Annotated in this window: 17 protein-coding genes; 10 read left to right on the top strand and 7 right to left on the bottom strand. The window is 70.7% G+C overall.

Features of this window, described 5'->3' with window-relative positions; genetic code table 11:
* Positions 1-8: 8 nt before the first annotated feature.
* The 9 genes from ACFW22_RS15165 (at position 9) to ACFW22_RS15125 (ending at position 11771) form a co-directional block, all read left to right on the top strand.
* On the top strand, positions 9-938 hold the full coding sequence (locus ACFW22_RS15165; protein ID WP_386403525.1) for a carbohydrate ABC transporter permease: 930 nt from the start codon (positions 9-11) through the stop codon (positions 936-938).
* A complete protein-coding gene (locus ACFW22_RS15160; protein WP_386403522.1) occupies positions 938-1876 on the top strand; it encodes a carbohydrate ABC transporter permease in 939 nt (312 codons plus the stop codon). Before ACFW22_RS15165 ends, ACFW22_RS15160 begins: the two co-directional genes overlap by 1 nt.
* Before the next feature lie 182 nt (positions 1877-2058).
* Positions 2059-3270 carry an ROK family protein gene (locus ACFW22_RS15155; protein ID WP_386403549.1) on the top strand — a complete coding sequence of 404 codons (1212 nt, stop codon included), beginning with the start codon at positions 2059-2061 and terminating at the stop codon, positions 3268-3270.
* Between the two features lie 122 nt (positions 3271-3392).
* Positions 3393-4457 carry a substrate-binding domain-containing protein gene (locus tag ACFW22_RS15150; RefSeq protein ID WP_386403519.1) on the top strand — a complete coding sequence of 355 codons (1065 nt, stop codon included), beginning with the start codon at positions 3393-3395 and terminating at the stop codon, positions 4455-4457.
* Between the two features lie 280 nt (positions 4458-4737).
* Positions 4738-5526 carry an ATP-binding cassette domain-containing protein gene (locus ACFW22_RS15145; protein ID WP_167352215.1) on the top strand — a complete coding sequence of 263 codons (789 nt, stop codon included), beginning with the start codon at positions 4738-4740 and terminating at the stop codon, positions 5524-5526.
* Positions 5523-6812, top strand: coding sequence for a sugar ABC transporter permease (locus tag ACFW22_RS15140; RefSeq protein WP_386403516.1), 1290 nt, complete (start codon positions 5523-5525; stop codon positions 6810-6812). Before ACFW22_RS15145 ends, ACFW22_RS15140 begins: the two co-directional genes overlap by 4 nt.
* A 228-nt stretch (positions 6813-7040) precedes the next feature.
* Positions 7041-8960, top strand: coding sequence for a 1-deoxy-D-xylulose-5-phosphate synthase (dxs, locus tag ACFW22_RS15135; protein ID WP_386403513.1), 1920 nt, complete (start codon positions 7041-7043; stop codon positions 8958-8960).
* Between the two features lie 121 nt (positions 8961-9081).
* A complete protein-coding gene (locus ACFW22_RS15130) occupies positions 9082-10596 on the top strand; it encodes an amino acid permease (protein ID WP_386403510.1) in 1515 nt (504 codons plus the stop codon).
* A 98-nt stretch (positions 10597-10694) separates the two neighbouring features.
* The gene (locus ACFW22_RS15125; RefSeq protein WP_386403507.1) at positions 10695-11771 is read left to right on the top strand and encodes a hypothetical protein; all 1077 of its coding nucleotides are present in this window, start codon (positions 10695-10697) and stop codon (positions 11769-11771) included.
* 91 nt (positions 11772-11862) lie between these two features.
* On the opposite strand, the gene ACFW22_RS15120 is transcribed toward ACFW22_RS15125, so the two are convergent.
* The 5 genes from ACFW22_RS15120 to ACFW22_RS15100 form a co-directional block, all read right to left on the bottom strand.
* A complete protein-coding gene (locus ACFW22_RS15120) occupies positions 11863-14001 on the bottom strand; it encodes a 3-hydroxyacyl-CoA dehydrogenase NAD-binding domain-containing protein (RefSeq protein ID WP_386403504.1) in 2139 nt (712 codons plus the stop codon).
* Positions 13998-15224, bottom strand: coding sequence for a thiolase family protein (locus ACFW22_RS15115; RefSeq protein WP_386403501.1), 1227 nt, complete (start codon positions 15222-15224; stop codon positions 13998-14000). The genes ACFW22_RS15120 and ACFW22_RS15115 overlap by 4 nt, the downstream gene beginning before the upstream one ends.
* A gap of 231 nt (positions 15225-15455) precedes the next feature.
* Complete coding sequence (locus ACFW22_RS15110; protein ID WP_386403498.1) at positions 15456-16739, bottom strand: ribonuclease D; 1284 nt, start codon at positions 16737-16739, stop codon at positions 15456-15458.
* An 82-nt stretch (positions 16740-16821) separates the two neighbouring features.
* Complete coding sequence (locus tag ACFW22_RS15105; protein WP_015037008.1) at positions 16822-17487, bottom strand: response regulator transcription factor; 666 nt, start codon at positions 17485-17487, stop codon at positions 16822-16824.
* A gap of 379 nt (positions 17488-17866) precedes the next feature.
* Positions 17867-18559 carry a DUF3000 domain-containing protein gene (locus ACFW22_RS15100; protein ID WP_386403495.1) on the bottom strand — a complete coding sequence of 231 codons (693 nt, stop codon included), beginning with the start codon at positions 18557-18559 and terminating at the stop codon, positions 17867-17869.
* Between the two features lie 91 nt (positions 18560-18650).
* Here ACFW22_RS15100 and hemE point away from each other — a divergent pair, with 91 nt between their 5' ends.
* Positions 18651-19766, top strand: coding sequence for a uroporphyrinogen decarboxylase (hemE, locus tag ACFW22_RS15095; RefSeq protein ID WP_386403492.1), 1116 nt, complete (start codon positions 18651-18653; stop codon positions 19764-19766).
* Between the two features lie 111 nt (positions 19767-19877).
* Here the strand turns inward: hemE and ACFW22_RS15090 are convergent, their stop codons facing one another.
* Both ACFW22_RS15090 and ACFW22_RS15085 read right to left on the bottom strand, forming a co-directional pair.
* Entirely contained in the window at positions 19878-21251 is a 1374-nt protein-coding gene (locus ACFW22_RS15090; RefSeq protein WP_386403489.1) for an FAD-dependent oxidoreductase, read from the bottom strand.
* A gap of 9 nt (positions 21252-21260) precedes the next feature.
* Entirely contained in the window at positions 21261-22340 is a 1080-nt protein-coding gene (locus ACFW22_RS15085) for a DUF4349 domain-containing protein (protein WP_386403487.1), read from the bottom strand.
* Positions 22341-22435 lie beyond the last annotated feature (95 nt).

Raw genomic sequence — 22435 nt, 5'->3', positions numbered from 1 at the left:
CGGTAGGAATGCAACACGGCAAATACCGTTTCATCGTGGGGTTCCTGGCGGCCCCCCTGGCGCTCTACGCGCTGTTCGTCATCTGGCCGTTCATCCAGTCCATCTACTACTCGTTCACGGACTGGACCGGCCTGAGCCCCGAATTCCGGATGGTTGGATTCGACAACTACAGCAGGATGCTGGACGACGAGATCTTCTGGAAATCGCTCCAGCACAGTCTGACCTTCGCCGTGGTGCTGCCGCTGGTGACGGTCGGGTTGGCGCTTTTCTTCGCCTTCATGCTCAATGTCGGCGGTCGGCGCCGCAGGGGTGCGGCGATCGCGGGCGTGCGCGGTTCCTCCTTCTACAAGATCGTCTACTTCTTCCCGCAGGTGCTGTCGATCGCGATCGTCGCGCTGCTCTTCCAGTTCGCGTACAACCCGAACAGCGGAGCCATCAATTCCGTATTGAAGGGCATCGGTCTCGGCAGCGTGCAACCGGACTGGCTCGGTGATCCGGACCTCGCCCTCATCTGCGTGATGCTGGTGCTCGTCTGGTCCACCGTCGGATTCTTCGTCGTCCTCTTCTCCGCCGGAATGGCGTCCATTCCGAGGGACTTCTACGAGGCGGCCCTGCTCGACGGCGCCAACCGCTTCACCACCTTCTTCAAGATCACCCTGCCGCTGCTCTGGGACACCGTGCAGTCCGGCTGGATCTACATGGGCATCCTCGCCCTCGGCGCGGAATCCTTCGCCGTCGTGCAGATCATGACCGTCGGCCCCAACGGCGGCGGGCCCGACTACTCCACCATCGTCATGCCGCTGTACGTGTACCAGAAGGCATTCCGGGACGGCCAGGCCGCCTACGCAACGACCATCGGCGTCGCGCTCCTCCTCGTCACGCTGGCCTTCGCCGCGGTCGTGATGAAGCTGGGCCGGCGCGAGCGGCTGGAGTTCTGATGAAGACGACCGACACTGCCACCCCCGGCGTCGGGGCCCCCGGCTCCCCGGCCGGATCCGGACCCGTGGTCACCAAGACGGTGGCGCCCGCCCCGCGCAGGACCGCCAAGGCCGAGGGCGCGACCCTCAACGTCTTCTCCCACGGCGTCCTGATCATCTGGGCGATCATGGTGGTCATGCCGCTGCTCTGGGCGGTCATGACCTCCTTCAAGACCGACCGGGCGATCTTCACCTCGCCCTGGGCGCTGCCCGACAAGCTGCACTTCGAGAACTGGTCGCGCGCCTGGACCGAAGCGCACATGAGCGACTACTTCCTGAACACCGTCCTGGTGGTCGGCGGCTCGCTCATCGGCACGCTGCTCTTCGGCTCGATGGCGGCGTACGTCCTCGCCCGCTTCGAGTTCCCCGGGAACCGCTTCATCTACTTCCTCTTCATCGGAGGGATGAGCTTCCCGATCATCCTGGCGCTCGTGCCGCTCTTCTACGTGCTCCAGAACATGGCCCTGCTCAACACGCTGCACGGCCTGATCCTGGTCTACATCGCGTACTCGCTGCCGTTCACGGTCTTCTTCCTCACCGCCTTCTTCCGCACCCTGCCGACCTCGGTGGCGGAGGCCGCCTTCGTGGACGGCGCCTCGCACACCCGGACCTTCTTCCAGGTGATGCTGCCGATGGCCAGGCCGGGCCTCATCAGCGTCGGCATCTTCAACTTCCTCGGCCAGTGGAACCAGTACCTGCTGCCGACCGTGCTCAACACCGAGCCGGAGAAGAAGGTGCTCTCCCAGGGCCTCGTCCAGCTGGCCGTCAGCCAGGGGTACAAGGGCGACTGGTCCGGACTCTTCGCCGGACTGGTGATGGCGATGCTCCCGGTCCTCGCCGCGTACATCATCTTCCAGCGACAGGTGGTGGCCGGTCTGACCGCCGGTGCCGTGAAGTGACTCCCGGGGCCCGACCGGCCCCTTCCGCAGGTCCCCGACGGGCCCCCGGCGCACGGCGCGCCGGGGGCCCGTCGCGCCGTGTGACACTCGCCGTGCGCCAATCAAGGTCTTGACGGGAACCAAGCCGAAAGCGTCCCCTTAGAGTTCACATGTTGGAGAAAACGGTGGGAGTGAGTGAGTCGATGGAGACTCCGGGTTCGCAGACGTCTCTGCACAGGGCCAATCTCGAACGGGTCGTCCGGGCGGTGCGCATGGCGGGCTCGCTCACGCAAGCGGAGATCGCCAGGACGACGGGCCTCTCCGCCGCCACGGTCTCCAACATCGTGCGGGAGTTGAAGGACGGCGGCACCGTCGAGGTCACGCCCACCTCCGCGGGGGGCCGCCGGGCCCGCAGCGTCTCGCTCTCCGGCGACGCCGGCATCGTGATCGGCGTGGACTTCGGCCACACCCACCTCCGCGTCGCCGTCGGCAACCTGGCCCACCAGGTGCTCGCCGAGGAGGCCGAGCCGCTCGACGTGGACGCCTCCGCGGCCGAGGGCTTCGACCGGGCGGAGCAGCTGGTCAAGCGGCTGATCAAGGCCACCGGGATCGGCCCGGACAAGGTGATCGGGGTCGGGCTCGGCGTCCCCGGCCCCATCGACGTCTCCTCCGGGACCCTCGGTTCGACCTCCATCCTGCCGGGCTGGAGCGGCATCAACCCCGCCGACGAGCTCTCCGGCCGGCTCGGAGTGCCCGTGCACGTCGACAACGACGCCAACCTCGGCGCGCTCGGCGAGCTCGTCTGGGGCGGCGGCCGGGGAGTGAAGGACCTGGCGTACATCAAGGTGGCCAGCGGCGTCGGCGCCGGTCTCGTCATCGACGGACGGGTCTACCGGGGCCCCGGCGGCACCGCCGGCGAGATCGGGCACATCACCCTCGACGAGTCCGGCCCCGTCTGCCGCTGCGGCAACCGCGGCTGCCTGGAGACCTTCACCGCCGCACGGTACGTGCTCCCGCTGCTGCAGCCCAGCCACGGCACCGACCTGACCATGGAGAGGGTCGTCCAACTGGCCCGGGAGGGCGATCCCGGCTGCCGTCGGGTGATCGCCGACGTCGGGCGCCACATCGGCAGCGGCGTCGCCAACCTCTGCAACCTCCTCAACCCCAGTCGGGTGGTGCTCGGCGGCGACCTCGCCGAGGCCGGAGAGCTGGTCCTCACGCCCATCAGGGACTCCGTCGCCCGCTATGCGATCCCCAGTGCGGCCAGGCAGCTCTCCCTCGCCCCGGGGGCGCTGGGCGGGCGCGCCGAGGTGCTCGGCGCACTGGCCCTCGTGCTGAGCGAAATGGGCGATTCGACCCTGTTGGAGAGTGCATTGCCCGCGACCGCGCCCAGCTCGCGTCTTGCCTTCACTTAGATAACGAACACCGTCGTTGTCATCTCGTTAAGAATTTACTTCTTGACGTCAACGTTGCAGCCGAGTTGACTTCGTGCCACCTCGGCCGCAACGTCGCGGCCTCGTCAGGGAGGCAACCCCACATGAACGCAGTGACGCGTCGCGCCGTCATAGCCACGGCCGCGGTCTCGATGGCCCTCTCGCTCGCCGCCTGCGGCCAGGCCGGCGGCGGCGACAGCGAAGACAAGGGCAGCTCGACGAAGATCGGTCTGCTCCTGCCGGAGAACAAGACCTCGCGCTACGAAGCCCTGGACAAGCCGCAGTTCGAGAGCGCCGTCATGGACGCCTGTGACGACTGCGAGGTCGTCTACAACAACGCCGTCTCCGACGTCGTGAAGCAGAAGCAGCAGTTCGACCAGCTCATCGCCGACGGCGTCAGGGTCATCGCCCTCGACCCGGTGGACGCGGCCAAGGCAGCCGGCTGGGTCAAGGACGCGAAGGCCAAGGGCGTCAAGGTCATCGCGTACGACCGTGCCGTCGAGGGCGCCGACGCCTACGTCAGCCACGACAACAACAAGGTCGGCGAGCTCCAGGGCCAGGCCCTGCTGGCCGCGCTCGGCGCGAAGGCCGCCACCGCCAACGTGGTGATGATCAACGGCGACGAGAAGGACCCGAACGCCGGCCTCTTCAAGAAGGGCGCCCACAGCGCCCTGGACGGCAAGGTCGGCAAGATCGCCTACGAGGCCTCCGGTGAGTGGGACCCGAAGGTCGCGGGCGAGAAGATGTCCGCCGCCATCTCCTCGGTCGGCAAGGACAAGATCGGCGCCGTCTACTCGGCGAACGACGGCATGGCCGGCGGCATCATCACCTCCCTGGAGAACGCCGGCATCAAGGGCATTCCGGTCGGCGGTCAGGACGCCGAGGTCGCGGGCATCCAGCGGATCATCGCCGGCAGCCAGACCTTCACCATCTACAAGTCGCCGCTCCAGCTGGCCCCCGAGGCCGCCAAGTTCGCGGTCAACCTGCTCAAGGGCAAGGAGCTCGGCGCCCAGGGCGAGACCGACGGCGTGCCGTCCACGCTCTTCGCGCCGGTCGTGGTCGACAAGGCCAACATCCAGTCCACCGTCGTCGCGGACGGCATCTACCGGGTCGCCGACCTCTGCACGGCGGACCTCGCCGCCAAGTGCACCGAGCTGGGCATCAAGTAACCCGGCCCGCCCCGGCCGGGCCCCGAGCGGGCCCGGCGCCACGGATCCCGGAGCGAGTCGCCCCTCTCGGCGGGCGCCGCCCGACCTTGCGTACAGAGGGTGAAGACCCTCGGTAACCCAGGTCGGCGCACGGCCCAGGGATCCGCCCCCCCAGCCCGTCCGGTCCCCGGCCGACCCAGACCCCGCTGTCGGTCCGGGGGCCGGACGAGCCCAGCCCCCCCTCGAACTTTGGCGCTGCACCGGCGGCGCGACATGCCGCCGCCCGCGGGCGGCGAAGGAGTTGGTTCACGTGTCCCAGACGCCCGTGTTGGCGTTGCGCGGGATCTTCAAGCGATTCGGAGCGGTCCAGGTCCTCTCCGGTGTCGACCTCGAAGTCCACGCAGGAGAGGTCGTCGCCCTCGTCGGCGACAACGGAGCGGGAAAGTCCACGCTGGTCAAGACGATCGCCGGTGTGCACCCCATCGACGAGGGCGTCATCGAGTGGGAGGGCGAGCGGGTCGAGATCCAGCGCCCGCACGACTCCCAGAACCTCGGTGTCGCGACCGTCTACCAGGACCTCGCGCTCTGCGACAACCTCGACGTCGTCGCCAACCTGTTCCTCGGCCGCGAGATCAAGAAGGGCGGCGTCCTCGACGAGGTCGCCATGGAGAAGCGGGCCAAGGACCTGCTCTCCACGCTGTCCATCCGCATCCCCAGCGTCCGCATCCCCGTCGCCGCCCTCTCCGGTGGCCAGCGCCAGGTCGTCGCCATCGCCCGCGCCCTGGTTGGCAACCCCAAGATCGTGATCCTGGACGAGCCGACCGCCGCGCTCGGCGTCGAGCAGACCGCGCAGGTCCTCGACCTGGTCGAGCGGCTGCGCGAACAGGGCCTCGGCGTCATCCTCATCAGCCACAACATGGCCGATGTGAAGGCCGTCGCCGACACCGTGGCCGTGCTCCGCCTGGGCCGCAACAACGGCACCTTCCCGGTGGCCACCACCACGCACGAAGAGATCATCGCCGCGATCACCGGTGCCACGGACAACGCCGTGACCCGCCGCCAGGCCCGCAACGCGGAGGTAGCGAAGTGAGCACGACCCCCCGTACCTCCGAGGACACCGTGCCGGAGCCCCGTGCGGAGGAGGCGGCGGCGAGCGCGATCCCCGCGGTCGACCCCCGCCTCCTCGTCCGGGAGCAGGGCTTCAAGGGCTACGTCGACGAGTTCAAGCGCAAGATCCGCTCCGGCGAGATCGGCTCGCTGCCCGTGGTCGTCGGCCTGATCGTCATCGGAATCGTCTTCCAGGCCCTCACCGGCAACTTCATCACCTCGTACAACCTCGACCAGATCACGCTGTACGCGGTCGGCCCCGGCATCATGGCCGTCGGCATCGTCTTCGTCCTGCTGCTCGGCGAGATCGACCTCGCCGTCGGTTCCGTGGCCGGTCTGGCCGGCTCGGTCTGGGGGGTCCTCGGCACGGACATGCCGGACTCCCTCGCCATCCTCCTCGGCATCCTGTCCGGCACCCTGATCGGCGCCTTCCACGGCATGGTGTTCGCCAAGATCGGCGTGCCCGCCTTCGTCGTCACCCTCGCCGGCTTCCTCGGTTGGGCCGGTCTGCAGACCTGGGTGATGGGCTCCCGGTCGACCATTCCGACCCCGATCGGCAGCTTCGTCGCCGATCTCACCAAGTACTACTTCTCCGACGTCGCCGCCGCGTACGGCCTCGCCGTGGTCGTGATCGCCGCCTTCTACCTCGCCCAGCTGCGCGAGGCCCGCCGCCGCAAGGCCGCCGAGCTGCCGCACCGCCCGCAGAGCGAGATCGTCCTGCGCACCGCGGTCCTCGCGGTCCTGGTCCTCGTGGCCGCCTACGGCTTCAACCAGGAGCAGGGCCTGCCGCTCTCCCTGGTGATCTTCCTGGCGATCCTGCTGATCACCGACTTCGTCCTGCGCCGCACCACCTACGGCCGTCAGGTCTTCGCCGTCGGCGGCGGCATCGAGGCCGCCCGCCGCGCGGGCATCAACGTGTCGTGGATCCGGATCTCGGTGTTCATGGTCTCCGGCACCCTCGGCGCCATCGGCGGCCTCTTCCTCGCCTCCGCGACCGGCGGCGCCGACCGCTCCCTCGGCGGCGGCAACCAGCTGATGATGTGCATCGCCGCGGCGGTCATCGGCGGCACGTCCCTGTTCGGCGGACGCGGCAAGGTCTGGTCGGCCCTCCTCGGCATCCTGGTCATCCAGTCGATCGTCCAGGGCCTCAACCAGCTCAACCTGTCCTCGAACGCGATCCAGTACATGATCACTGGTGCGGTCCTGCTCATCGCGGTGATCATCGACTCGGTCTCCCGCCGCACGCAGAAGACCGCGGGCCGCGCCTAGCGCCCTCCCGCGCGCGTAACGCTCGCCACACCCGCCCGGCGCCGTGCAACCGGCGCCGGGCACCCTTGCGTCCGGAACGGTGCCCCACCTCGGACGGAGCCGTGTGGATCAGCGGCCCGTCGACCATGAGGGTGAGCCCTCATCCCCGGCCCGATGCCCACGATCCAAGACGGAACATTAGACTCGACAAATCGGCAAGCTCGACCAGCTCAAAGCAAGGAGGCACGGGTGGCTCTGCTGACCCGTATCAGGGGACCGCGAGATCTGGACCGGCTCTCCCCGGAACAGCTGGACCAGCTGGCCGACGAGATCAGGACGTTCCTCGTGGACGCCGTCTCCAAGACCGGCGGTCACCTCGGTCCCAATCTCGGCGTGGTCGAGTTGACCATCGCCCTGCACCGGGTGTTCGACTCCCCGAAGGACAAGGTCCTCTGGGACACCGGCCACCAGAGCTACGTCCACAAGCTCCTCACCGGGCGCCAGGACTTCTCGAAGCTCAAGATGAAGGGCGGCCTCTCCGGCTACCCCTCGCAGGCCGAGTCCGAGCACGACGTCATCGAGAACTCGCACGCCTCCACCGTCCTCGGCTGGGCCGACGGACTGGCCAAGGCGAACGAGGTCCTGAAGAAGGACGACCACGTCGTCGCCGTCATCGGCGACGGCGCGCTCACCGGCGGCATGGCCTGGGAGGCGCTGAACAACATCGCCGCCGCCAAGGACCGTCCGCTCGTCATCGTCGTCAACGACAACGAGCGCTCCTACGCGCCCACCATCGGCGGCCTCGCCAACCACCTGGCCACCCTGCGCACCACCGACGGCTACGAGCGCTTCCTCGCCCGCGGCAAGGACATCCTGGAGCGCACCCCGGTCGTCGGGAAGCCGCTCTACGAGACCCTGCACGGCGCCAAGAAGGGCCTCAAGGACTTCATCGCCCCCCAGGGCATGTTCGAGGACCTCGGCCTGAAGTACGTCGGCCCCATCGACGGCCACGACATCGAGGCCCTGGAGTCCGCGCTCACCCGGGCCAAGCGCTTCGGCGGCCCGGTGATCGTCCACTGCCTCACCGAGAAGGGCCGCGGCTACCAGCCCGCCCTCCAGGACGAGGCCGACCGCTTCCACGCGGTCGGCAAGATCCACCCGGACACCGGTCTGCCCATCGCCTCCTCCGGAGCCGACTGGACCAGCGTCTTCGGCGAGGAGATGGTCGCGCTCGGCAAGGAGCGCGAGGACGTCGTCGCGATCACCGCGGCCATGCTCCAGCCGGTGGGCCTCGACAAGTTCGCCAAGGCCTTCCCCGAGCGGGTCTTCGACGTCGGCATCGCCGAGCAGCACGGCGCGGTCTCCGCGGCCGGCCTCGCCACCGGCGGCCTCCACCCCGTCTTCGCGGTCTACGCCACCTTCCTCAACCGCGCCTTCGACCAGGTCCTGATGGACGTTGCCCTGCACAAGTGCGGTGTCACCTTCGTCCTCGACCGGGCCGGCATCACCGGCACCGACGGCGCCTCCCACAACGGCATGTGGGACATGTCGATCCTCCAGGTCGTCCCCGGCCTGCGGCTCGCCGCCCCGCGCGACGCCGACCAGGTCCGTGCCCAGCTCCGCGAGGCGGTCCAGGTCACCGACGCCCCGACCGTGGTCCGCTTCTCCAAGGGTGCGGTCGGCCCGGCGGTCCCCGCCCTGCGGCGGATCGGCGGCATGGACCTGCTCCGGGAGGCGGGCGCCGAGCGGCCTGACGTCCTCCTGGTCTCGGTGGGGGCCCTCGCCCCGATGTGCCTGGAGATCGCGGACCTCCTCGACCGGCAGGGGATCTCCACCACCGTCGTCGACCCCCGCTGGGTCAAGCCCGTCGACGAGGCCCTCGCGCCGCTCGCCGAGCGCCACCGGGTCGTCGTCACCGTCGAGGACAACAGCCGGGTCGGCGGTGTCGGCTCCGCGGTCGCCCAGGCGTTGCGCGACGCCGGCGTGGACGTTCCGCTGAGGGACTTCGGCATTCCGCCGCGCTTCCTCGACCACGCCTCCCGCGGTGAGGTCCTGGCCGAGATCGGGTTGACCGCCCCGGACATCGCCCGTCAGGTCACCGGCCTCGTCTCGCGGCTCGACGGAAGGTTCGAGAGCAGCACCCAGGCCGTGGAGCCCGCCCGCGACTGACGGGGTGCCTCACCCGGCGTCACCCTTGGGCCGGTCGGCTCACTCTTCGGAGTGCCGGCCGGCCCTTTCGCGTGCATTCTGACCACAGGGCGGGCAGCCCCATGGCAGGGAGGTACGAAAGGTGAGTACGGACCAGCAGCCACGCGCCAAATCCGGCGTCTTCCGGACCAAGACGGTCGAACAGTCGATCCGCGACACGGAAGAGCCCGAGCACGCGCTCAAGAAGTCCCTGTCCGCCTGGGACCTGACGGTCTTCGGCGTCGGAGTCATCATCGGCACCGGCATCTTCGTCCTCACCGGCAAGGTGGCCAAGGAGAACGCCGGACCGGCCACCGCCCTCGCCTTCGTCGCTGCCGGCATCGTCTGCGCCCTCGCCGCCCTGTGCTACGCCGAATTCGCTTCGACGGTGCCGGTGGCCGGATCGGCGTACACCTTCGCCTACGCCTCGATCGGTGAGCTGCCCGCCTGGATCATCGGCTGGGACCTGGTCCTGGAGTTCGCCCTCGGCACGGCGGTGGTCGCCGTCGGCTGGTCCGGCTACGTCAGATCCCTGATGGACAACATCGGCTGGCACCTGCCCGCGTGGTGGGAAGGACCCGATGCCCCGGGCGGCACCTTCGACGTCCTGGCCTTCCTGCTGGTCCTGGTACTGACCGCCGTCCTCGTCCTCGGCATGAAGCTCTCGGCCCGGATCACCGCCCTCGTCGTCGCCATCAAGGTGACCGTCGTCATGATCGTGATCGTCGCCGGACTGTTCTTCATCGTCGGTGACAACTACAAGCCCTTCATCCCGCCGGCCGTGCGCCCCGAGGGCGGCACCGACGGCTGGAACTCCCCCCTCGTCCAACTGATCTTCGGCTACGAGCCCACCAACTTCGGCGTCATGGGCATCTTCACCGCCGCCTCCGTGGTCTTCTTCGCCTTCATCGGCTTCGACGTGGTGGCCACCGCCGCCGAGGAGACCAAGCTGCCGCAGCGGGACATGCCCCGGGGCATCCTCGGCTCGCTCCTCATCTGCACCGTGCTCTACGTGGCGGTCGCCCTGGTCGTCACCGGCATGCAGCACTACACCGAGCTGTCCGTGAGCGCCCCGCTCGCGGACGCCTTCAAAGCCGCCGGACACCCGTTCTATGCCGGCGTGATCAGCTTCGGTGCCGCGGTCGGCCTCACCACGGTCTGCCTGATCCTGCTGCTCGGCCAGACCCGCGTCTTCTTCGCGATGAGCCGAGACGGCCTGCTGCCGCGCTTCTTCTCCGTCACGCACCCGCGGTACAAGACCCCGTACCGGCCCACCATCCTGCTCGGCGTCATCATCGCGATCGTCGCCGGCTTCACCAGCATCAACGAGCTCGCGACCCTGGTGAACATCGGCACGCTCTTCGCCTTCGTCGTCGTCGCAGCCGGCGTCATGGTGCTCCGTCGCACCCGCCCCGACCTCCCGCGGGCCTTCCGCACCCCGTGGGTGCCCGTGCTGCCGATCCTCTCCATCGCCGCCTCCTTCTGGCTGATGTTGAACCTGCCGGGGGAGACCTGGTTCCGCTTCGCCGTCTGGATGCTGATCGGCTTCGTCGTGTACTTCCTGTACGGGCGCCGTCACAGTCGGCTCGGTCAGCAGGGCCGGGAGGCACGCTACTGAGGGGAGAACCCGAAGGCGCGGCGGAGAGCGCACGGGAGGGCGACTACAGTCGGCTCGTACCCGAACTGCTCCCGACGACCGGAGTGCTGGATCCCCCCATGGCGAATCGATCCCAGTCCCCCACCGACCGTTCCCACGGCCCCGCCCCCGTGCTCCAGGGCAGCTGGCTGACCAGAGGGGCGGAGGGCCGGTTCAGCGCCTATCTGCCCAGGGGCGGCGAGGTGGTGCGCTGGACCGAGGAACCAGGCGGGGGCTGGAGCGGCCCCGTCTCGCTGGGCGGCGAAGGGCTGACCCCCTTCCTCGCCGTCGGCCAGGGAGCCGACCGTTACGTCCACCTGGTCGGCCTCCGCCCGACGGCCGGCGGCGAAGGGCACGTCGAACTGGTGCACGCCGTCCAGTTCCAGACCGGCCGTCCGGCCGCTCCCTGGCGCTCCCTGGGGCACTCGAACGGCAAGGGCCCCTGGACCGGCAACCCGGCGGTCGCGGTGGACGCCCAGGGCCGCGTCCACGTCTTCATGAGGAACGGGGGGGGCGGCATCAGCGTCCGCGCCCAGAAGGACGTCGGCGGCTGGCACCCCTGGTGGGACCTGCTCGGTTCCAAGACGGATCCCCTGCCCGTCGCCGTCACCAACGGCTCGGGTCTCGTCGAGCTCTACAGTTCGCACGCCAAGGGCCTCGTCCGCTACGTGCAGCGCGAAGCCGGGGCCAAGCCGATCCGCGAGGAGTTGCTGCCCGCCTCGGTGACCATGGGCACCCTGGCCGCCGTAACCGGTCCTTCCGGACACGTGACGCTCTTCTACCTCGACCAGGAAGGCCAGGTCATGTCCTGGTCGCCGGAGCGTTCGTTGCCCCCCACCGCCCTCGGCAAGGCGGCCGGCGGCGGACGCCTGTTCGCCGCCAACTGCCTCATCGGCGGCTCCGACCACACGGTCCTCGCCCAGCAGTCCGAGGACGGCCGGCTCGCGCTCGCCATCCATCCCAGCGAGCAGGAAGCGGAGGGACTGACCTGGGTGGAGACCGGGGAGCGGCACGGCACCCTGGACGCCGTCCTCACCCGGGGCCCCGACGGCGGTCTGGTCACGATGGCGACGGCCGAGGGACGGACCCCCCTCACGGCCCGTCAGAAGGCGGCGAGCGAGGGGCTGCTCCTCGAAGGCTGGCGCTCCATAGGGTGAGCCCACCCCCGTCCCGCACCACGCGGAAGGCCCCGGCACCTCAAGGTGCCGGGGCCTTCCGCGTGTGCCCCGGGGGGCGTGCGGCCGGGCGTTACGCCGGGACGCTCGCCAGGCCCTGGGCCAGGAAGCGCTTCCCGTTGACGCGCTCGGAGACGCCCTCGCGGTCCAGGTACGGCGTGATGCCGCCCAGGTGGAAGGGCCAGCCGGCGCCGGTGATCAGGCAGAGGTCGATGTCCTGCGCCTCGGCGACGACACCCTCCTCCAGCATCAGGCCGATCTCCTGCGCCACCGCGTCCAGGACGCGGTCACGGACCTGCTCCTCGGTCAGGACGACGTCGCCCTGGACGAGGAGGGCGGCGACCTCCGGGTCGAGCTCCGGCTTGAAGCCGTTCTCGGCGTTGTAGACGTAGAAGCCGCGCTTGCCGGCCTCGACGACCGCCTTCAGGTTGGGGGAGACCTTGAAGCGCTCGGGGAAGGCGCGGTTCAGGGTCTCGGAGACGTGCAGACCGATCGCCGGGCCGACGAGCTCCAGGAGCACCAGCGGCGACATCGGCAGACCGAGCGGCTCGACGCCCTTCTCGGCGACGGCGACCGGGGTGCCCTCGTCGATGACGTTCTGGATCTCGCCCATGAAGCGGGTCAGGATGCGGTTCACGACGAACGCCGGGGCGTCCTTGGTGAGGACCGCGGTCTTCTTCAGCTTCTTGGCGACGCCGAAGGCGGTGGCCAGCGAGGCGTCGTCGGTCTTCTCGCCGCGGACGATCTCCAGGAGCGGGAGGACCGCGACCGGGTTGAAGAAGTGGAAGCCGACCACGCGCTCCGGGTGCTGGAGCTTGGAGGCCATCTCCGAGACGGACAGCGAGGAGGTGTTGGTGGCGAGGACCGCGTGCGCCGGAGCGACCGCCTCGACCTCGGCGAACACCTTCTGCTTGACGGACATCTCCTCGAACACGGCCTCGATGATGAAGTCCGCGTCCGCGAAGCCCTCGGCCTTGTCGAGGACGCCGGAGACCAGGCCCTTGAGGCGGTTGGCCTTGTCCTGGTTGATCCGGCCCTTGCCGAGCAGCTTCTCGATCTCGCCGTGGACGTAGCCCACGCCCTTGTCGATGCGCTCCTGGTCGATGTCGGTCAGGACGACCGGCACCTCCAGGCGGCGCAGGAAGAGCAGGGCCAGCTGGGAGGCCATCAGACCGGCGCCGACGACGCCGACCTTGGTGACCGGGCGGGCCAGCGACTTGTCCGGGGCGCCGGCGGGGCGCTTGCCGCGCTTCTGCACCAGGTTGAAGGCGTAGATGCCGGAGCGCAGCTCGCCGCCCATGATCAGGTCCGCGAGGGCCTGGTCCTCGGCGTCGAATCCCTTCTGCAGGTCCCCGTCCTTGGCGGCCGCGATGATGTCGAGGGCGCGGTAGGCGGCGGGGGCGGCACCGTGCACCTTGGAGTCGGCGATCGCACGGCCCTTGGCGACGGCCTGGTCCCAGGCCTCTCCGCGGTCGACCTCGGGACGCTCGACCGTGAGGTCGCCCTTGAGGACGGACGCGGTCCACAGCAGGGACTGCTCCAGGAAGTCGGCGCCCTCGAAGATCGCGTCGGCGATGCCGAGCTCGAAGACCTGCTTGCCCTTGAGCTGGCGGTTCTGGTTCAGCGAGTTCTCGATGATGACCGAGACGGCCTTCTCGGCGCCGATCAGGTTCGGGAGGATCGCGCAGCCGCCCCATCCGGGCACCAGGCCGAGGAAGACCTCGGGCAGCGAGAAGGCCGGCAGGGCCTTCGACACGGTGCGGTAGGAGCAGTGCAGACCGACCTCGACGCCGCCGCCCATGGCCGCGCCGTTGTAGTACGCGAAGGTGGGCACGGCGAGCGCGGACAGGCGCTTGAAGACGTCGTGGCCGCCCTTGCCGATGGCGAGCGCCTCGTCGTGCTTCTTCAGCAGTTCGACGCCCTTGAGGTCGGCGCCGACGGCGAAGATGAACGGCTTGCCGGTGAGGCCGACGCCGACGATCTCACCGTTGGCGGCCTCCGCCTCGACCTGGTCGATCGCCGCGTTCAGGTGGGCGAGGGACTGCGGACCGAAGGTGGTCGGCTTGGTGTGGTCGAAGCCGTTGTCCAGCGTGATCAGCGCGAACCGACCCGCACCCGCGGGGAGGTCGAAGTGCCGTACGTGGGCGCTGGTGACGACCTCGTCCGGGAAGAGCTCGGCGGCGCCCTTCAGAAGCTCTGCGGTGGTGCTCACTTGCTGCCTCCGGCGTCCTTGTGGTTCGGGTTCTCCCAGATGACCGTGGCGCCCATGCCGAAGCCGACGCACATGGTGGTGAGGCCGTAGCGGACCTCCGGCTGCTCCTCGAACTGGCGGGCCAGCTGCGTCATCAGACGGACGCCGGAGGAAGCGAGCGGGTGGCCGTAGGCGATGGCGCCGCCGTACTGGTTGACGCGGGCGTCGTCGTCGGCGATGCCGTAGTGCTCCAGGAAGGCGAGGACCTGGACCGCGAAGGCCTCGTTGATCTCGAAGAGGCCGATGTCCTCGATGGACAGGCCGGCCTTGGCGAGGGCCTTCTCGGTCGCCGGGATCGGACCGTAGCCCATGACCTCGGGCTCGACGCCGGCGAAGGCGTACGAGACGAGGCGCATCTTGACCGGGAGGCCGTTCTCGCGGGCGAAGTCCTCGGAGGCGATGACCGAGGCGGTGGCGCCGTCGTTGAGGCCGGCCGCGTTGCCCGCGGTGACGTTGCCGTGGACGCGGAACGGCGTCTTCAGGTTGGCGAGCGACTCCAGGGTGGTGCCCGGGCGCATCGGCTCGTCGGCGGTGACCAGGCCCCAGCCGGTCTCCCCGGCCTCGGGGGAGGTGCGGCGGACCGAGATCGGCACGAGGTCCTGCTGGATCTTGCCGCCGGCGTACGCCTTGGCGGCCTTCTCCTGGGAGCGCACGGCGTATTCGTCGGCGCGCTGCTTGGTGATGCTGGGGTACCGGTCGTGCAGGTTCTCGGCGGTCATGCCCATGAAGAGGGCGGACTCGTCGACGAGCTTCTCCGACACGAAGCGCGGGTTGGGGTCGACGCCCTCGCCCATGGGGTGGCGGCCCATGTGCTCGACGCCACCGGCGATGACGGCGTCGTACGCGCCGAAGGCGATCGAGCCGGCCACCGAGGTGACGGCGGTCAGCGCGCCGGCGCACATGCGGTCGATGGAGTAACCCGGCACCGACTGCGGCAGGCCGGCGAGGATGCCGGCCGTGCGGCCGAGCGTCAGACCCTGGTCGCCGATCTGGGTGGTCGCGGCGATGGCGACCTCGTCGATCTTCGCGGGGTCGAGGCCCGGGTTGCGGCGCAGCAGCTCCCGGATGGCCTTCACGACGAGGTCGTCGGCGCGGGTCTCGTGGTAGATGCCCTTCGGGCCCGCCTTGCCGAACGGGGTGCGGACGCCGTCGACGAAGACGACGTCCCTGACGGTACGAGGCACGATGGCTCTCCTCCAGGGTGCGGGATGGCACTGCTGCGGCACACGCCTAAGCGTGCGCTTGCTCCCCCCATGCTACTTGTGAGTAACCAGGCTGCCCAGTCCTTGCGGAGCAAGCGGCGAAGGTCACACCCCGCGTCATCCGATCGGGGGCTTCGCGCGCCGGGTCCGAGCCGCGGCGCGACGGAGCCCCCGGTGCCCTCGGGGGCAATCGGGGGCTCTTCCCGCGAAAGCTCACGCCGTCGCGGACAGCGCCTTCACGAGCAGCGGGGTCACCAGTTCGACCTGCCAGGGGCGGGCGCCGTGACCCGTGAGGGTGGCGGCCACGGTCGCGGCGTCCGCCGGCGACGGCGGCTCCCAGCAGACCCGACGGACGGTGTCCGGGGTGATCAGGTTCTCCTGGGGGAGGTTCAGTTCCTCCGCGAGCGTCGAAACCGCCGCGCGTGCCGCCGACAGGCGGGCCGCCGCGACCGGGTCCTTGTCCGCCCAGGCGCGCGGCGGGGGCGGGCCGGCAACCTGCTGGCCCGGCTGGGGCAGCTCGCTCTCCGGGAGGGCCCGGGCCCGGTCCACCGCGGCCTGCCACTGCTCCAGCTGGCGGCGCCCCATCCGGTTGCCGAAGCCGGGCAGCGCGGTGAGCGCGGTCGTGTTCAGCGGCACCGCGAGTGCCGCTTCCACGATGGCCGCGTCGCTCAGCACCTTGCCGGGAGAGACGTCACGCCGCTGGGCGACCCGGTCCCGGGCCGTCCACAGCTCCCGCACGACCGCCATCTGACGGCGGCGGCGCACCTTGTGCATGCCGGAGGTCCGGCGCCACGGGTCCTTGCGCGGCGGGGCGGGCGGGGCCGAGGCGATGGCGTCGAACTCCTGGTGTGCCCACTCCAGCTTGCCCTGCCGGTCGAGCTCCTTCTCCAGCGCGTCCCGCAGGTCCACCAGGAGCTCGACGTCCAGGGCCGCGTACCGCAGCCAGGGCTCGGGCAGCGGGCGGGTGGACCAGTCGACGGCCGAGTGTCCCTTCTCCAGGGCGTAGCCGAGGACGGACTCGACCATCGCGCCGAGGCCGACCCGAGGGAAGCCCGCGAGCCGTCCCGCGAGTTCGGTGTCGAAGAGCGAACCGGGGCGCATGCCTATGTCGCGCAGACAGGGGAGGTCCTGGGTGGCCGCGTGCAGGATCCATTCGGTTCCGGCGAGCGCCTCGTCGAGACCCGAGAGGTCGGGGCAGCCGACGGGGTCGATCAGTGCGGTGCCCGCGCCTTCGCGGCGGAGCTGGACGAGGTAGGCCCGCTGGCCGTAGCGGTAGCCGGAGGCCCGCTCGGCATCCACGGCCACGGGGCCGCTTCCGGCGGCGAAGGCGGCGATCACCTCGGCGAGGGCGTCGTCGGTCTCGACGACGGGCGGAATCCCCTCCCGGGGCTCCAGCAACGGGATCGGAAGCCCATTCGCAGGGACGTCGTCGTCCGGGGGGCCGCCCCCGGTGGTGCGCAGTGCGGTGTCTGCTGCGGTCTCTTGGGCGTCGGTCACGTGTCAAGGGTATCGGTGAACGGCAAGCGCCTGTCGACGGAACGTTCCGTCGACAGGCGCTCGATTCGTCTTGTGCCGAATGTCAGTGGATGATCCCCGTTCGCAGGGCGACGGCCACCATGCCGGCGCGGTCCCCGGTGCCCAGCTTGCGGGCGATGCGGGCGAGGTGGCTCTTGACGGTCAGGGCGGACAGGCCCATGGAGACGCCGATCGCCTTATTCGACTGGCCCTCCGCCACCAGTCGCAGCACTTCGACCTCACGGCCGGAGAGCTCGCGGTAGCCGCCCGGGTGGCTCGGGGCACCCGGGGGGCGACGGTGGCCGAGCCGGGCCGCCGCCGCGCCGATGGGGGCGGCGCCGGGACGGGTCGGATGGCCGATGTTGGTTCGGGTGCCGGTGACGACGTAGCCCTTCACGCCGCCCGCCAGGGCGTTGCGCACGGCGCCGATGTCATCGGCGGCCGAGAGGGCGAGGCCGTTGGGCCAGCCCGCGGCGCGGGTCTCGGACAGCAGGGTCAGACCACTGCCGTCGGGCAGGTGGACGTCGGCAACGCAGATGTCGCGCGGGTTGCCGACGCGGGGACGGGCCTCCGCGATGGACGACGCCTCGATCACGTCGCGCACTCCGAGGGCCCACAGGTGGCGGGTGACGGTGGAGCGGACGCGTGGGTCGGCCACGACGACCATGGCCGTCGGCTTGTTCGGGCGGTAGGCGACCAGGCTTGCGGGCTGCTCGAGGAGAACGGACACCAGGCCTCCTGGGGGAAGGGTGCGGGACGGAGCCGGCTCGGGGAAGAAGCCGGGGGCGAACCCGTGCTCTGAAGGGGTCATTGACTCCTTCGGCAGCTGGGCCGCCCGCCTTTAGGGAAAGATCACGATTTGGTGAGTAACAATTAGGGCAATTCGGATGAGTGATCGATCATCCTACGAGCGGGCCCCGTCCCGTCACCCCCACGGGGGACCCCGCACACGGGGCCCGGTCCCCGCGCCGCCCCGTGGACGAGGACCCGCGCGCCGACCCCGTTGAAGCGTCCGTGCTCCGCCCCCGCCGAAGCGTCCGCGCCCCGGCCCCTTCCGGAACCCGTGGCCCCGGGGCCCTCCGGGGGCCTTCCCGTCCCGCGGGCGGGGCTCAGGCCCCTTGCGGTCCCCGTCGTTGGGGCAGCGAGACGACCCCCGCTCCCGTCACCGTCCCCGCCCCCGGAGCACCCGGTGCGGGGGGCAGCCCCGCGATCTGACAGAGCAGGTCGCACCAAGCCGCGAGGTGCGCCGCCGTGTCCGGAACCCCGCCCGGGCCCTCCCGCGGCGTCCAGGACGCCCGGATCTCGATCTGGGTGGCCGGTCTGCGGTCCGCGAGGCCGCCGAAGTAGTGCGAGCCGGCCATCGTCACGGTCCCGCTGGCCTCCCCGTAGGACAGTCCCCGGGCCTCCAGGGCCCCGGTCAACCAGGACCAGCACACCTCGGGCAGCAGCGGGTCCGAGGCCATCTCAGGCTCCAGTTCCGCCCGGACCAGTGTCACCAGACGGAACGTGCCCTTCCAGGCCTCGTGCCCGTCCGGATCGTGCAGCAGGACGAGCCGCCCGTCCGCCAGGTCCTCCTCGCCGTCCACGACGGCCGCCTCCACCGCGTAGGCGTAAGGGGCGAGCCGCTGCGGCGGCCTGGTCGGGTCGATTTCGATCTCGGGCCGCAGCCTCGCCGAACGCAAGGCGTCCACCGCCCGCCGGAAGGCGGGCGGCGTCGGGTTCGTCTCCCTACTGTCCGCCGTTTGGTCCGTCCCTCGGTCGCCGTCGGAATGATCGGAAAAATGTCCCTGAGCCGCAGCCATGCCGGGAAGAGTAGGCGGAACGGGGCCTTCGTGCAGGGAGGGACACCCGGCCCGGACGAGCGGCTTCTCGTCACATGCGAAGATTCTGGGCGTGAGTGCCATCGACCTTCCCCTCACCCCAGGCTCCGCCGGGACTGGGGATGCCCCCTCGCAGGGCCAGCAGACGAAGCAGCAGTCGCGGACGCACGACTCCGCATTCCTCAAGGCGTGCCGGCGCGAACCGGTGCCGCACACCCCCGTCTGGTTCATGCGGCAGGCCGGGCGCTCCCTCCCCGAGTACCTGAAGGTCCGCGAGGGCATTCCGATGCTCGAGTCCTGCATGCGCCCCGAGCTGGTCACCGAGATCACGCTCCAGCCGGTGCGTCGGCACAAGGTTGACGCCGCCATCTACTTCAGCGACATCGTCGTCCCGCTCAAGGCCATCGGCCTCGACCTCGACATCAAGCCCGGCGTCGGCCCGGTCGTGGCCGAACCGATCCGCACCCGCGCCGACCTGGCCCGGCTGCGCGACCTCACCCCCGAAGACGTCCACTACGTCACCGAGGCCATCGGCATGCTCACCGGTGAACTGGGCGACACCCCGCTCATCGGCTTCGCCGGCGCACCCTTCACCCTCGCGAGCTACCTCGTCGAGGGCGGCCCGTCGCGCAGCCACGAGCACACCAAGGCCCTCATGTACGGCGACCCCCAGCTCTGGGCCGACCTGCTCGACCGGCTCGCCGAGATCACCTCGACCTTCCTCAAGGTCCAGATCGAGGCCGGCGCCTCCGCCGTCCAGCTCTTCGACTCCTGGGTCGGTGCCCTCGCCCCGGCCGACTACCGCCGTTCGGTGATGCCGGCTTCCGCGAAGGTCTTCGACGCGGTCGCCGGCTACGGCGTCCCGCGCATCCACTTCGGCGTCGGCACCGGTGAGCTGCTCGGTCTGATGGGCGAGGCCGGCGCGGACGTCGTCGGCGTCGACTGGCGCGTCCCGCTCGACGAGGCCGCCCGCCGCGTCGGCCCCGGCAAGGCGCTCCAGGGCAACCTGGACCCCGCCGTGCTCTTCGCCTCGCGCGAGGTCGTGGAGGCCAAGACGGACGAGGTCCTGGCCGCCGCCGAAGGGCTGGAGGGGCACGTCTTCAACCTGGGCCACGGCGTCATGCCGGCGATGGACCCGGACGCCCTGAGCCGCCTCGTCGAGTACGTCCACACCCGGACGGCCGTCTGATCCGCAGACCGGCACACACGCGACGGCGACGGCCGCCGGGGCTTCCCCGGCGGCCGTCGCCCTTCGCGTCCGAAGGCCCGGCCGGCCCCCGTTCCCGCGGTCGCGCCCTGCTCAGTCCGCCGCGCGGACCGCCGCCACCGCCTTGCGGGCCGCGATCAGGACCGGGTCCCAGACCGGTGAGAACGGCGGCGCGTACCCCAGGTCCAGAGCCGTCATCGCCTGCACCGTCATGCCCGCCGTGAGCGCCACCGCCGCGATGTCCACCCGCTTCGCCGCGCCCTCCCTCCCCACGATCTGCACCCCGAGCAACCGTCCCGTGCGGCGTTCGGCCAGCATCTTGACGGTCATCGGAGCGGCCCCCGGGTAGTAGCCCGCCCGGCTGGTCGACTCGACCGTCACCGCCACGAACCGCAGGCCCACCTCCCGGGCGTCCTTCTCGCGCAGGCCCGTCCGTGCGATCTCCAGGTCGCACACCTTGGACACCGCCGTCCCCACCACGCCGGGGAAGGTCGCGTAGTCGCCGCCCACGTTCGCCCCGATGACCTGGCCGTGCTTGTTCGCGTGCGTGCCGAGCGGCACGTGCCGCTCCCGGCCCGAGACCAGGTCCAGGACTTCCACGCAGTCGCCGCCGGCCCAGATGTTCTGCTGGCCCCGGACCCGCATCGCGAGGTCGGTGAGCAGTCCTCCGTACGCCCCGAGCGGCAGTCCCGCGGCCCGCGCGAGCGAGGTCTCCGGGACCACTCCGGTGCCGAGCACCACCACGTCCGCGGGGTGTTCGTCCGCGTCCGTCGCCACCGCACGGACCCTGCCGTCCCCGCCGGTCAGGACCTTCGTCACCGGAGCCGAGGTGACCGTCCTGATGCCGAGCCCGTCCATCGCCCGGTGCACGAGGCGCCCCATGTCCGGATCCAGGGTCGTCATCGGCTGCTCGCCCCGGGTCAGGACCGTCACCTCGTACCCCCGGTTCAGCAGGGCCTCGGCCATCTCCACCCCGATGTACCCGGCGCCCACGACGACCGCCCGCCGTCCCGGTTCGGCGGACAGCGAGTCGAGCAGCGCCTGACCGTCGTCCAGGGTCTGCACGCCGTGCACCCCGGGTGCGTCGATGCCCGGCAGCGGAGGGCGCAGCGGCCGGGCCCCGGTGGCGATCACCAGCTTGTCGAAGCCCGTCCACCCCTCCGCACCGGCTTCCAGGTCCCGGGAGCGCACCCGCTGCCCCGGGACGTCGATCTCCGTCACCTCGGTCCGCGTCCGCAGGTCGATGCCACGGGCCCGGTGCTCTTCGGGAGCGCGTGCGATCAGCTCTCCGCGCGAGGCGACGTCGCCGCCGACCCAGTACGGGATGCCGCAGGCCGAGTACGAAGAGAAGTGCCCGCGTTCGAAGGCGACGATCTCCAGTTCGTCGGGAGACCTGAGCCTGCGCGCCTGGGACGCCGCGGACATGCCCGCCGCGTCCCCACCGATGACCACCAGTCGTTCGCTCATGGGGAGAAACTACTGCTCGGGGGTTTCCCGGGGGCCGGGGGTCCGCGGAGTCTGCCGGGGCTCCGACGCCTCCGACGGCCCCGGGGCCTTCGGCGACCGGCTGACCATCGGCGCCCCGGCGGCGTTCCGCGGGACGTCCGGCAGGTCCGGCAGGTCCGGTGCGGAACCGGCGGGGCGGGCGGGGCGGGCACGGCGGGTCAGCCGGGGACGGACCAGACGGCGCCACAGGAAGAAGCCCACCAGTCCGACCGCCAGCCACGGCGCCAGGGCGGTGAACACGATCCCGATCCAGGCGGCAGCGCCCACCAGCGCGTTCCAGCCGCCGCTCAGGGCGTCCCCGAAACCGGGGCGGCCCTCCTCCCGTCCCGCCGGCGGGGGCTTCTCCTCCTCGGACAGCCGGAGGGTGATCGTCGCCAGCGTCGTCCGGTCCTTCAACGAGGCCTGCTGGGCGAGCAGTGCCTCCAGGTCCGCCTGACGGCGGCTCAGCTCGCCCTCCAGGGTGACCACGTCGGACAGCTTCTCCGCCCGGTCCATCAGCTCCCGCACCCGTGCCACGCTGGCCCGTTGGGTGGCGATCCGGCTCTCCACGTCCACCACCTGGTCGGTGACGTCCTGGGCGTCCGCCTTGCGGTCCAACAGCTTTCCGGTGCCCGCGAGGCCGGCCAGGACGGAGTCGTACCGCTCCTGCGGCACCCGCAGCACGAGCTGCGAGCTGAGGCGTGCGTCGTCCAGTCGCTCCGTCGACTCGTTCTCCACGTGCCCGCCCGCCTCCGCTGTCACCCGGCGGGCCGTGGCCAGTGCTCCTGCCGCGTCCTGCACTTCGACGGAGAGCGAGGCGGTGCGGATGACGTGCTTCTGGAGCGGCGTCTTCGCCGCGGGCTTCCCGGTGCTGCCCGGTGAACCGTCCGCCGCCTCCGGTGCACCGTCCGCGGCGCCCCGGGCCGCTTCCCCGGCGGCCGCGCCCGCCCGGGCGTCCGCGGCCACGCCCCTCTTGCCGTCCGGCGCCGTGTCCGTGGCGCCGGCACCGCAGCCGGTCAGGACCAGTGAGGCCGTCATCAGGGCCGCGGCCGTCGTTCGCGTTCTCCGCACGGGTTCCCTCCGGGTGTTGTCGATCGAATGTCCCTTGGACGTACGGAGCAACGGCCCGGGTTGCCCTCTGCGGGTAGCGATGCGGTTACGGTCCG

Source organism: Streptomyces sp. NPDC058872, assembly GCF_042743065.1.
Lineage (GTDB): Bacteria > Actinomycetota > Actinomycetes > Streptomycetales > Streptomycetaceae > Streptomyces.
The sequence above is the reverse complement of the archived record's forward strand: the minus strand, read 5'-3'. Positions and strand labels throughout refer to the sequence as shown.

What these genes read in the sequence shown, in the direction of transcription:
- ACFW22_RS15160 (WP_386403522.1), top strand. Translation starts at nt 938, where the DNA reads ATGAAGACGACCGACACTGCCACCCCCGGCGTCGGGGCCCCCGGCTCC.
- ACFW22_RS15165 (WP_386403525.1), top strand. Translation starts at nt 9, where the DNA reads ATGCAACACGGCAAATACCGTTTCATCGTGGGGTTCCTGGCGGCCCCC.
- ACFW22_RS15100 (WP_386403495.1), bottom strand. Translation starts at nt 18,559, where the DNA reads ATGGCTGCGGCTCAGGGACATTTTTCCGATCATTCCGACGGCGACCGA.
- ACFW22_RS15125 (WP_386403507.1), top strand. Translation starts at nt 10,695, where the DNA reads ATGGCGAATCGATCCCAGTCCCCCACCGACCGTTCCCACGGCCCCGCC.
- ACFW22_RS15090 (WP_386403489.1), bottom strand. Translation starts at nt 21,251, where the DNA reads ATGAGCGAACGACTGGTGGTCATCGGTGGGGACGCGGCGGGCATGTCC.
- ACFW22_RS15150 (WP_386403519.1), top strand. Translation starts at nt 3,393, where the DNA reads ATGAACGCAGTGACGCGTCGCGCCGTCATAGCCACGGCCGCGGTCTCG.
- ACFW22_RS15155 (WP_386403549.1), top strand. Translation starts at nt 2,059, where the DNA reads ATGGAGACTCCGGGTTCGCAGACGTCTCTGCACAGGGCCAATCTCGAA.